Origin of the sequence: Microbacterium sp. NPDC089320, from assembly GCF_040684875.1 — a bacterium.
Taxonomy (GTDB): Bacteria; Actinomycetota; Actinomycetes; order Actinomycetales; family Microbacteriaceae; genus Microbacterium.
On the sequence record NZ_JBFBGY010000008.1, the window covers coordinates 1 to 11,828 of the forward strand.

At 66.8% G+C, this 11,828-nt stretch carries 11 protein-coding genes; all 11 read right to left on the bottom strand.

What is annotated here, in order from left to right; genetic code table 11:
- Positions 1–69: 69 nt before the first annotated feature.
- The 11 genes from AB0N61_RS17220 to sepF all read right to left on the bottom strand — a co-directional run bounded on the left by AB0N61_RS17220 (position 70) and on the right by sepF (position 11,822).
- Positions 70–1,092 (bottom strand): quinone-dependent dihydroorotate dehydrogenase, encoded by a 1,023-nt coding sequence (locus tag AB0N61_RS17220; RefSeq protein WP_363365553.1) that lies wholly within the window; start codon positions 1,090–1,092, stop codon positions 70–72.
- 10 nt (positions 1,093–1,102) lie between these two features.
- A complete protein-coding gene (gene nrdR, locus AB0N61_RS17225) occupies positions 1,103–1,573 on the bottom strand; it encodes a transcriptional regulator NrdR (protein ID WP_167948811.1) in 471 nt (156 codons plus the stop codon).
- Between the two features lie 10 nt (positions 1,574–1,583).
- Positions 1,584–2,888 (bottom strand): histidinol dehydrogenase, encoded by a 1,305-nt coding sequence (gene hisD / locus AB0N61_RS17230; protein WP_167948812.1) that lies wholly within the window; start codon positions 2,886–2,888, stop codon positions 1,584–1,586.
- A 3-nt stretch (positions 2,889–2,891) separates the two neighbouring features.
- Positions 2,892–4,262: a hypothetical protein gene (locus tag AB0N61_RS17235; protein ID WP_363365554.1), complete on the bottom strand. Its 1,371-nt coding sequence runs from the start codon at positions 4,260–4,262 to the stop codon at positions 2,892–2,894.
- A gap of 114 nt (positions 4,263–4,376) precedes the next feature.
- The gene (gene dnaE, locus AB0N61_RS17240) at positions 4,377–7,895 is read right to left on the bottom strand and encodes a DNA polymerase III subunit alpha (RefSeq protein ID WP_363365555.1); all 3,519 of its coding nucleotides are present in this window, start codon (positions 7,893–7,895) and stop codon (positions 4,377–4,379) included.
- Positions 7,896–8,077: 182 nt separating this feature from the next.
- Positions 8,078–8,677, bottom strand: coding sequence for a GNAT family N-acetyltransferase (locus tag AB0N61_RS17245; protein WP_363365556.1), 600 nt, complete (start codon positions 8,675–8,677; stop codon positions 8,078–8,080).
- A gap of 43 nt (positions 8,678–8,720) precedes the next feature.
- On the bottom strand, positions 8,721–9,641 hold the full coding sequence (locus tag AB0N61_RS17250) for an RluA family pseudouridine synthase (RefSeq protein WP_363365557.1): 921 nt from the start codon (positions 9,639–9,641) through the stop codon (positions 8,721–8,723).
- Position 9,642: 1 nt separating this feature from the next.
- Complete coding sequence (gene lspA, locus AB0N61_RS17255; protein ID WP_363365609.1) at positions 9,643–10,239, bottom strand: signal peptidase II; 597 nt, start codon at positions 10,237–10,239, stop codon at positions 9,643–9,645.
- A 60-nt stretch (positions 10,240–10,299) separates the two neighbouring features.
- A complete protein-coding gene (locus AB0N61_RS17260) occupies positions 10,300–10,902 on the bottom strand; it encodes a DivIVA domain-containing protein (protein WP_167948818.1) in 603 nt (200 codons plus the stop codon).
- A gap of 152 nt (positions 10,903–11,054) precedes the next feature.
- On the bottom strand, positions 11,055–11,354 hold the full coding sequence (locus AB0N61_RS17265) for a YggT family protein (protein WP_167948819.1): 300 nt from the start codon (positions 11,352–11,354) through the stop codon (positions 11,055–11,057).
- 3 nt (positions 11,355–11,357) lie between these two features.
- Positions 11,358–11,822, bottom strand: coding sequence for a cell division protein SepF (sepF, locus tag AB0N61_RS17270; RefSeq protein ID WP_363365558.1), 465 nt, complete (start codon positions 11,820–11,822; stop codon positions 11,358–11,360).
- Between the last annotated feature and the right edge of the window lie 6 nt (positions 11,823–11,828).

Below are 11,828 nucleotides of genomic sequence, written 5' to 3' on the forward strand. Positions count from 1 at the left end.
TTGCTGCACGATCTGTCTCTTTTGTATTATGTGTCGGTGCGCCGCCTCTCTCGTTCGTTGCGTTGGGGTTCAGCCCGCGACGAGGCCCCGATTGATCTCGCGACCCCAGAACGGACCGCGGTACAGGAACGCCGTGTAGCCCTGCACGAGCGTCGCACCGGCTTCGAGTCGCTCCTGCACATCGGTGGGCGTCTCCACTCCCCCGACGGCGATGACACAGAACTCCGCGGGCACCGTCGCGCGCACGAGACGCAGCACCTGCAGTGAGCGCTCCTTGAGGGGGGCGCCCGAGAGACCCCCGGCCCCGATGCTCTCGACCGTCGCCGCGTCCGTGGCGAGGCCGTCCCTGCTGATCGTCGTGTTGTGCGCGATGATTCCGGCGAGGCCTTCGTCGACCGCGAGCTTCGCGATGGCGGCGATCTCGTCGTCGGCCAGGTCGGGGGCGATCTTGACGAGCAGTGGAGTCGCGCCGGATGCCGCTCGCACCGCCCTGAGCAGCGGAGCCAGTGTCTCGACCGCCTGAAGGCCCCGAAGGCCCGGGGTGTTCGGGGACGAGACGTTGACGGCCAGGTAGTCGGCGAGCGGCGCGAGCCTGCTCGCCGAGGCGACGTAGTCGGCCGTGGCATCCTCGACGTCGACGACGCGGCTCTTGCCGATGTTCACGCCGATCACCGTGTCCGGTGCTCCCCGCCGCAGTCGTGCGAGGCGCCGAGCTGCGGCGTCCGCACCCTCGTTGTTGAATCCCATGCGGTTGATGACCGCGCGATCGGCGATCAGTCGGAACAGTCGGGGCTTCGGGTTGCCCTCCTGCGGGATCGCGGTGACGGTGCCGACCTCGACGTGGCCGAAGCCGAGTGCAGCGAGACCGCGAACGCCCACGGCGTTCTTGTCGAACCCGGCGGCGATGCCGAACGGCGAGGAGAACTTCAGTCCCAGGGCGTCGACCCGCAGCGACGGGTCCGGCTTCGTCAGTGCACGCGTCGCCCAGGAGAACGGCGGCACTCCGAGCACACGGATCACCGCCATGCCGGCGTGGTGGGCGAACTCGGGGTCGAAGCGCGACAGGACAGCGCGAAAGAGCAGCGGATACATCCCTGCCAGATTACCGGTCGACAGGCTCCGGCTTGACGTGGTCGGCGCGCAGATCGGTGATGGCGCTCTCGAAGTCCTCGAGGGAGTCGAAGGCCTGATAGACGCTGGCGAACCTCAGATAGGCGACCTCGTCGAGGTCGCGCAGCGGCCCGAGGATCGCCAACCCGATCTCGTTGGTGTCGAGCTGCGAGACGCCCGTCTGCCGCACCGCCTCTTCGACCCGCTGAGCGAGGACCGCCAGATCTGCCTCCGTGACGGGGCGCCCCTGACACGCCTTGCGGACACCGGAGATCACCTTCTCGCGACTGAACGGCTCCATGACGCCCGATCGCTTGATGACATTGAGGCTGGCCGTCTCTGTGGTCGTGAAGCGACCACCGCACTCAGGGCACTGTCGTCGGCGCCTGATCGAGAGCCCGTCATCGCTCGTGCGGGAATCGATGACGCGAGAGTCCGAGTGACGGCAGAAGGGGCAATGCATCTGACCGATCCTACGCGGTGAAACGCGCTTCGATCGCTTCGCCGTGCGCCGGCAGCACCTCGGTCTCGGCGAGTGCGACGACTCCCGCACGCACCTCGGCGAGGGCCGCCCGATCGTAGGAGATCACCTGCTGCGGACGCAGGAAGGTATACGCGCCGAGTCCCGGCGCATAGCGCGCCTGTCCCCCGGTCGGAAGGACGTGGTTGCTGCCCGCCATGTAGTCGCCCAGGCTCACCGGGGTGTGGTCTCCGACGAACACGGCCCCTGCGCTGGTGAAGCTGTCTGCCGCGGCCTCGGCATCGTCCAGGTGCAGCTCCAGGTGCTCGGGAGCGTAGGCGTTGCTGAACGCCGTCGCCATGGCGCGGTCGTCGACGAGCACGATCGCGGACTGCGGACCGTCCAGAGCGGCAGCCACACGTGTCGCGTGGCGGGTCGCACCTGCCTGTCGCGCGACCTCGACGGCGACGCGATCGGCGAGCTCAGGCGAGTCGGTGACGAGCACGGCCGAGGCCTGCTCATCGTGCTCCGCCTGACTGACGAGGTCAGCGGCGATGAGCCTCGGGTCGGCTGCCGCATCCGCGACGACGAGTATCTCGGTGGCCCCCGCCTCGGAGTCGGTGCCGACGACACCCGCCACGGCGCGCTTCGCCGAAGCGACGTAGTTGTTTCCCGGTCCGGACAGGACGTCGACCGGGTCGAGCCCGATGCCGGCCACCCCGTGCGCGAAGGAGCCGATCGCGCCGGCCCCGCCGATCGCGTAGACCTCGGTGATGCCGAGCAGACCCGCAGCGGCGAGGATCGTGGGGTGGACGCGGCCTCCCTGATCCTCCTGCGGAGGTGATGCGAGCGCGATCTGCTCGACTCCCGCGACCTGAGCAGGTACGACGTTCATGATGACGCTGGAGGGGTAGACCGCTTTGCCGCCGGGGATGTACACCCCTGCGCGATGAACGGGCTGCCAGCGCTGGGTGATCGTCGCACCGTCTCCGAGCCGCGTCACCTGGCGCCCGGGAACCTGAGCTGCCGACGCGATGCGCACCCGGCGGATCGCCTCCTCGAGTGCGTCGCGGACTTCGGGGGCAAGGGTGTCGAGGGCCTCTGCGATGTGCCGCTCAGGCACGCGGATCTCGTGGCCGGAGACGCGATCGAAGCGTTCGGCCTGCTCACGCAGGGCGTCTTCACCGCGCTCACGGACGTCGTCGACGATGCGTGCCGCGGTGTCGAGAGCCTCTGCTCGTGCCTGGGTGGCACGCGGCACGGCCGCGAGCATGTCAGCCGGCGAGAGCGTGCGCCCCCGCAGATCGATCGTGCGCACAGGTCAGCCCTTCGTGATGTCTGCGATGTCGTGCAGGTAGCCGATGCGCCCGTCATCGTGTCGGATGACGTAGGCACCGCCGCGGTCTTCGATGACGAGCGCCCACGCGCTCGGCCCGACCCGGAAGATGACCTCGCCGCGTTCGTCGTGCACGTCGCGCTCGGTCGGAGCGAGCACCCAGAAAGGCTGCGGGGCGGAGAAGGCATCCTGGGAGCCCGTCGCTGCGAAGTCCGAGTCGTCCTCCACCGCAGGGAACGCGGTCGTCTCGGGAGACGAGACGTCGCGAGCGGTCGTTCCCAGAAGCGACTCGATGCTTCCGGTGTCGGACACGATCTCGGGTTCCTGACCGCGCGACCGGCGCGAGTAGGCCGGGGTGTACTCCTCGTCGGAGGTCGTCTGCTCGGTGCCGGTTCCCCCGCCCGAGGCGTGCGAGGAGAGCGGCACCTGCTCGGCGAGATCAAGACGTGCGACCTCATCCGTCGCCTGCGCGTGCGACAGTTCGACGTCGATCCCGTCTGCCGGGGCTGTCGTGTATGCGCTCGGCGCGGCATCCGTCCCGTGAGCGGTGGGTGCAGCGTCTCCCGCGTACGCGACCGGCGCGGCGCCCGTCTCGTACGGGGCCCGCGCATCGTCGGCGGCATACGGAGCGGCGGCTGCGGGAACGTCAGGCGTGACATCGCGCGACGCGGCATGGTCCGCTCCCGCATCCGCCTCGGCGGCGACGGGAGCATCGGCTGCCGGAGCCGCAGGCTCGGGACGCGGACGCGCGATCACCGGCCGAACCGGGTTGGCGTTGCGGTGCGCGAGGGTGACGAGTCGACCCTGGAAGTCTTCCTTGAGGCCGGGTACCAGCGGCGCGAAGACCGTGAGGACGACGAGTGCGAGCGCAGCGAGAAGCTGAACCACGCCGTTCCAGGGCAACCCGAAAACGCCGAACTCGATCGCGAATGCGACGGCGTTCCAGAGGGCTCCGAGCCAGAACACGGCGGAGACCGAGAAAGCCACGGAGGCGAACTGGTCGATCCCCAGCGAACCGACCCGGCGGATGCCGTCGGGGGAGAACCGGCGGAGGATCAGCAGGAACACCGCGACCGTCGGAACGCCGATCGGGAGGACCCACTGGATGCCGGCGCCCCAGATCGACGAGTCGCCGACGTAGGGGAAGAACGACACGATGAAGGCGATCAGCCACACGCCGACGATCAGCAGCTCCCGCAGGGTGAACCCGAGGATGCCGTACTCCGGCGTCACTTCATCGTCGTAGAGGACCCCGTCGTCATCGGTGAAGTCTTCGTCGCCAGCTGACTCGTGGGACAGCGGTGACCGGTCGGCATCCGCGTCGTCACTGTTCAGGAAGGGTGATTCCGTGCTCATGGGGAGGGTCCTTTCGCCACGGTGCACAGCAAGTGTCGTCGTGCACCCGAACGCGTCCCGATACTACCCGGTGCGCCCGTGAGGACCCATCGAGCGGCAGCGCTTCGCTGGTGCTCAGCCCAGGCAGGTCGGCCCGAGCAGGGATTTGAGATCTCCGAACAGATCGGCCGAGACCTTGACCGGCATCGGCACGTCGAAGACCTTCGCGGTGCCGCCGCGGTGCACACGCAGCACCACCTCGGTGTCTCCGTTATGACGGCGCAACACGTCGGCGAGCTCGTTCATCACCCGCTCGGTCGCCCTCTGCTCGGCGAGCACGAGCGAGAGCGGTCCGGCGGCGTCGAAGGATCCGACATCGGGCGCGAACGCCGACTGCGCATGCAGGTTGAGCCCGTCGTCACGCTTCGACACTCTTCCGCGTACCGCGAGGATCGAGTCCTGCTGCAGGATGTGCTGGAACTCGGTGTAGGTCTTGCCCATGAACATGACCGTCACCTCGCCGTTGAAGTCCTCGACGGTGATCATTCCGTACGGGTTGCCGCTGGCCTTCGCGACGCGATGCTGCACGCTGGTGACGAGACCGGCCACCGTGACCTGCTCGCCGTCCTGCATGTCCTCCGAGTTGATGAGGTTGTGGATCGAGATGGAGGCGTGCTTCGCGAGCGGCACTTCGAGACCTGCGAGGGGGTGGTCAGAGACGTACAGCCCGAGCATCTCCCTCTCGAAAGCGAGCTTGTCCTTCTTGATCCACTCCGGGCGCGCGGGCACCTTCGCAGGCGGGGCCTCTTCCATTCCGTCATACAGACTGTCGAAGTCGAAGCCGATGGCGCCCTGTGCCTCGTTCCGCTTGCGATCCACCGCCGCCTCGACGGCATCCTCGTGGACTTCGAGCAGCGCGCGGCGCGAATCGCCCATCGAATCGAAGGCGCCGGCCTTGATCAGGGACTCCACCGTGCGCTTGTTCGAGACGTGCAGCGGCACCTTCTCGAGGAAGTGATGGAACGAGGTGAATCGTTCATCCTTGCGGGCACTGATGATGCCCTCGACGACGTTGCTGCCGACGTTGCGCACGGCGCCGAGCCCGAATCGGATGTCGTCGCCGACGGCCGCGAAGTAGTTGATGGATTCCGAGACGTCGGGCGGAAGGACCTTGATGCCCATGCGACGGCACTCGTTGAGGTATAGCGCCATCTTGTCTTTCGAGTCGCCGACACTCGTGAGCAGTGCGGCCATGTACTCGGCGGGATAGTGCGCCTTGAGGTACGCGGTCCAGTACGACACGACGCCGTAGGCGGCCGAGTGGGCTTTGTTGAAGGCGTAGTCGGAGAACGGGAGGAGGATCTCCCAGATCGCATTGACGGCCCCGTCGGAGTAGCCGTTCGCGTGCATTCCGGCCTGGAAGCCCTCGAACTGCTTGTCGAGCTCGGACTTCTTCTTCTTGCCCATCGCTCGGCGGAGGATGTCGGCCTGACCGAGCGAGAACCCTGCCACGCGTTGAGCGATGGCCATCACCTGCTCCTGATAGATGATCAGGCCGTAGGACTCATCGAGGATGTCGGCGAGCGATTCGGTGAATTCGGGGTGGATGGGCGTGATCGCCTGCTGCCCGTTCTTGCGCAGCGCATAGTTCGTGTGCGAGTTCGCGCCCATCGGACCCGGACGGTACAGCGCGATGAGGGCTGAGATGTCGCCGAAGTTGTCGGGTCGCATCAGTCGCATGAGCGACCGCATCGGTCCGCCGTCGAGCTGGAAGACGCCGAGCGATTCGCCACGCCCGAGCAGCTCGTAGGCGCCGCGGTCATCCAGGGCCAGGTGCTCCAGGTCGAGCTCCTCGCCGCGGTTGGTGCGGATGTTGTCCAGAGCGTCGGAGATGATCGTGAGGTTGCGGAGCCCCAGGAAGTCCATCTTGATCAGGCCGAGCGACTCGCACGACGGGTAGTCGAACTGGGTGACGATCTGCCCGTCCTGCTCGCGTCGCATGATCGGGATGATGTCGAGCAGCGGCTCGGACGACATGATCACACCGGCAGCGTGCACGCCCCACTGCCGCTTCAGACCCTCGAGACCGAGAGCCCGGTCGAAGACCGTCTTCGCCTCGGGATCCGTCTCGATGAGCGCGCGGAACTCGCTCGCCTCTTTGTAGCGGGGGTGCGCGGAGTCGAACATGCCGTCCAGAGGCATGTCCTTGCCCATGACGGGCGGCGGCATCGCCTTGGTCAGCCGCTCGCCCATGCTGAAGGGGAAGCCCAGCACGCGCCCAGCGTCCTTCAGCGCCTGCTTGGACTTGATCGTTCCGTAGGTGACGATCTGAGCGACGCGCTCGGAGCCGTACTTCCTGGTCACGTAGTCGATGACCTCGCCACGGCGACGGTCGTCGAAGTCGACGTCGAAGTCGGGCATCGAGACGCGGTCGGGATTGAGGAACCGCTCGAAGATCAGGCCGTGCTCGAGGGGGTCGAGGTCGGTGATCTTCATGGCGTACGCGACCATCGAGCCGGCACCCGAACCACGGCCCGGCCCCACGCGGATGCCGTTGTCCTTCGCCCAGTTGATGAAGTCGGCGACGACGAGGAAGTAGCCGGGGAACCCCATCTGCAGGATGATGCCGGTCTCGTACTCGGCCTGCTTGCGCACCTTGTCGGGGATGCCGCTCGGGTACCGGTAGTGGAGGCCGGCCTCGACCTCTTTAATGAGCCAGCTGTCCTCCGTCTCGCCGTCCGGGACGGGGAAGCGCGGCATGTAGTTCGCGGCGGTGTTGAATTCGACCTCGCACCGCTCGGCGATGAGCAGCGTGTTGTCGCAGGCCTCCGGGTGATCGCGGAACAGCTGACGCATCTCTGCGGCGGTCTTGATGTAGTACCCGTCGCCGTCGAACTTGAACCGGTTGGGGTCGTCGAGCGTCGAGCCGGACTGCACGCACAGCAGCGCCTCGTGGGCGTCGGCCTCGTGCTGATGCGTGTAGTGGGAGTCGTTCGTGCCGACAAGGGGGATGTTCAGGTCCTTGGCGAGCCGGATCAGGTCGGTCATCACCCTGCGCTCGATGGAGAGCCCGTGATCCATGATCTCGGCGAAATAGTTCTCTTTGCCGAAGAGGTCCTGGAACTCCGCGGCCGCCGCACGTGCGGCGTCGTACTGACCGAGGCGCAACCGCGTCTGGATCTCACCCGAGGGGCATCCGGTGGTGGCGATCAGGCCCTTGCCGTACGTCTGCAGGAGCTCCCGGTCCATGCGGGGCTTGAAGTAGTAGCCCTCCATGCTCGACAGCGAGCTGAGGCGGAACAGGTTGTGCATCCCCTGCGTGCTCTCGCTCCACATCGTCATGTGGGTATAGGCGCCGGAACCGGAGACATCGTCGCTCTTCTGATCCGGAGAGCCCCATTGCACGCGCGTCTTGTCGCTGCGATGCGTGCCGGGGGTGACGTAGGCCTCGAGCCCGATGATGGGCTTGACCCCTGCCGCATTCGCCGCCTTGTAGAACTCAAACGCCGCGAATGTATTGCCGTGATCGGTCACGGCGATGGCCGGCATGTCGTAATCCGCCGCCGCCTGCGTCATCGCCGCGATCTTCGCCGCCCCGTCGAGCATCGAGTACTCGCTGTGCACGTGCAGGTGGACGAAGGAGTCGGATGCCATGTCTTCGAGTCTACGTTCGGCATCCGACATCGAGCGTCGCCACCCGCGCCGCGGAAAGCTCATGGCCGTCAGGAGTGGCCCATGGAGCCGACGGACTGTCCGCGAAGTACTGACCCAGCGACCGCCGGATGATCTCATTGTCTGTGCTCACGCTATGTATTGCCCCTGCCGCCCGGTCGGGTTCACGCGTTCTCGGATCTCGTCCGCGGCTGCCGCAGATCGAGCCGCATCAGCACGCGCGGGAACCCGTCGAGCGTCGATCCGGTGTCCGCCGCCTTCGCGAATCCCGCTCTTTCGAAGAGCCGTCTCGTGCCGACGTAGGCCATCGTCGGATTCACCTTCTCGCCTCGATTGTCGACGGGATACCCTTCGATCGCGGGTGCTCCGCTCCTCATCGCATGCGTGATGGCTCCCTCGACCAGTGCATGGGAGATGCCCTGCTTGCGGTACCCGGGGCGCACACGGATGCACCACAGGGACCACACGTCGAGATCGTCGACGTGCGGGATCAGCCGGTTGCGCGCGAAGCTCGTCGCGCTGCGCGGATGCACTGCCGCCCAGCCCACGGGCTCGTCATCGAGATAGGCGATCACGCCGGGCGGCGGGTCGAGTCGACAGAGCTCGCGCACCCGCTCGGCCCGCTTCTCGCCGCGCAGCGCGTTGTTCTCTGCGCTGCCGATCCGATAGCTCAGGCAGAAGCACACGTTCGACGTCGGCTTCTTCGGGCCGACGAGAGTGGCGACGTCGTCGAATTCGGTCGCAGGCAGAACCTCGATGTTCATGCGCACAGTCTGACTCAGACCGCCGACACGCGCTGCGAGTCGATCACTCGCCGCGCAGAATCTCCAGAGCACGATCGAAATCTGCGGGGTACGGCGACTCGAACTGCACCCAGTCCCCCGTCGTCGGATGCGCGAAGGCGAGCTTGTGCGCGTGCAGCCACTGGCGAGCCAGGCCGAGTCTCGCCGACAGCGTCGGATCGGCGCCGTACAGAGGATCTCCGGCGCACGGATGCCGCAGGGCGGCCATATGCACGCGGATCTGATGCGTCCGCCCTGTCTCGAGGTGGATCTCGAGCAGCGACGCCCCCGGGAAAGCCTCGAGTGTCTCGTAGTGAGTCACCGACGGCTTGCCGTCCGGAACGACAGCGAACTTCCAGGAGTGATTCGGATGCCGACCGATCGGCGCATCGATGGTTCCGGACAGCGGGTCGGGGTGCCCCTGGACGACGGCGTGATAGATCTTCTCGACCGTCCGCTCTTTGAACGCGTGCTTCAGCGCTGTGTACGCGGTCTCGCTCTTGGCGACGACCATGAGCCCGCTGGTGCCGACATCCAGGCGATGAACGATCCCCTGGCGCTCCGGAGCACCGCTGGTGGCCACCCGGAACCCCGCGGCCGCGAGAGCGCCGACGACAGTCGGACCCTCCCACCCGAGCGAGGGGTGGGCAGCGACTCCGGTGGGCTTGTCGATGACGACGATGTCGTCGTCGTCGTAGACGATTCCGAGGTCGGGAACCGCGATCGGGATGATCCGCGGCTCCTCCTTGGGCTGCCACTCCACCTCGAGCCAGCCGCCGCCGCGCAGGCGATCGGACTTGTCGAGCGTGATTCCATCGACCCGCACACCGCCGGCCGCGGCGACCTCGGCGGCGAAGGTCCGCGAGAAGCCGAGCATCTTGGCGAGCGCCGCGTCGACGCGCGTCCCGTCCAATCCGTCGGGAACGGGGAGGGTGCGGAATTCCATCTCAGCGCCCGTCCGCAGCCGGGGCGCCATCGGGCGCCGAGGCATCCGGGTGAGAAGGCGCAGGAGCCGCATCAGACTCGGCATCCTCGGCCAACGCCGCAGCCTCGGCTTCGTCGTCGGTCTCGATGGGAGCGTGGTCGCGTTCCCGGGTTCCGTCGAAACGGAGCCCCAGCACGACGAGCAGCGCGACCGAGATCATCCCGGTGACGATGAAGATGTCGGCGACGTTGAAGATCGCGGGCATCATCCACGGCATCGAGATCATGTCGACCACGTGGCCCATGGGAAAGCCCGGATCGCGGAAGAGGCGATCGGTGAGGTTGCCGAGGACTCCTCCGAGGAGGCAGCCCAGCACGATGGCCCAGAGACGCGAACGGAGACCGAAGGCCTTCCACACGATCACACCCGCGACCACCGCGAGGGCGATCGTGAAGATCCACGTGACGTCGGATCCGAGCGAGAACGCCGCACCGGGATTGCGCACGTAGTACAGCTGGAGGAACTCACCGAGCACCGGCACCGGCTCCTGAAGGGGCAGGTTCTCGGTCGTGAGGTACTTCACAAACTGATCGGCGGCCAGCACGACTGCTGCGAGAATCGCAACGATCGCGCCGGCCGCCGACCGACGAAGGGGACGGCGTCCTGGCAAAAGGACGACCTACAGTCCGATCGCGGAGACCGGAGTCGAGTCCGTCGACGCCGACTTCTCGTCGAGATCGCGGAGCTGACCCTCGATGTAGCCGCGCAGCTGCGAGCGGTAGTCGCGCTCGAAGTTGCGGAGCTCGGTGATGCGAGCCTCGAGCGCGTTGCGCTCACGCTCGAGACGAGCCGACTCTTCACGCTGCTTGGCCTCGGCCTCCGTGCGGATGCGGTTGACCTCGCCCTCGGCCTCGGCGATGAGCTGGGCACGCTTGGCCTCACCCTCGGCGACGTGCTCGTCGTGCAGACGCTGCGCGAGCTCGATGATTCCGGCGGTCGCGGTGGCCGAACCCGACGGAGCGGGCTCTGCGGGAGCGGCGGCGGCAGGAGTCTCTTCGACGGCTGCGGCGGGCGCCTCTGCAGCGGCTGCGGGAGCCGCCGGCGCGTCGCCGGACTCGTATGCGGCGAGCTTGGCCTTGAGCTCAGCGTTCTCCTCGAGGGCCTTGCGCCACTCGATGACGATCTCGTCGAGGAAGTCGTCGACCTCGTCCGGGTCGAAGCCGTCCTTGAAGCGGACGTGCTGGAACTGCTTGGTGACGACGTCATCCGGGGTAAGTGCCATGGTGGCTCCTTCGATGAGTTCGGTTGCCAGTTTGGAATGGCGCGGTCGAGATTCGGCGCGAACCCGGGGCGCGCACCTGGGAGCCAAGCATAGTCCCCGAGCCTGTCAGTCGCGATCCCGCGACACTCCAGAACGCCGAAGTCCCAGGGGTCTCAGATGAAGCTCCGGACGATGCTCATCAGGATCAGCACGATCAGGATGGTGATCGAGAAGCCGAAATCCAGGGAGAGCGAGCCGATGCGGAGAGGAGGGATGATCCGCCGGAAGAACCGGACGGGCGGATCGGTCACCGTGTAGACCAACTCAGCGGCTACGAGTCCGGCGCCCTTCGGACGCCACTCACGATTGAACATCGGGATGTAGCTCAGGATGAGACGGGCGAAGAGCACCAGCAGGTACAGCAGCAGAGCCAGATGTACGATGCTGGCGACGATGGAGACGACGAACCCCACGGTCTACGACTGGTCGAAGCCCGCGGACTCTGCGTCCGCGTGCGCGATTCCCCCATGACCCGACACCGCGATGTTCTCCGGCGACAGCAGGAAGACCTTCGATGTGACCCGCTCGATCCGGCCGTACAGGCCGAGCGAGAGTCCCGAGGCGAAATCGATCAGACGGCGAGCATCCGCGTCGCTCATCTGCGAGAGGTTGATGATGACCGGCACACCCTCGCGGAAGCTCTCCGCGATGAGCTGAGCATCGCGGTACTGCTTCGGGTGCACGGTGAGGATCTCGTTCACTGCCCCTCCTGCGGGCTGGCGCACGGCGACGGGGCGCCGTAGCGGGGTCACGGGCGCGGGAGCGGGCTCCTCGCGTTCGCGCTCGCGGTGCGAGCGGGCCGGGGCCTGCTCCTCCTCGTAGACCTCTTCCTCGTCGGCGAGGCCGAGATACACCATGGTCTTCTTCAGCGGGTTACCCATCGTGTC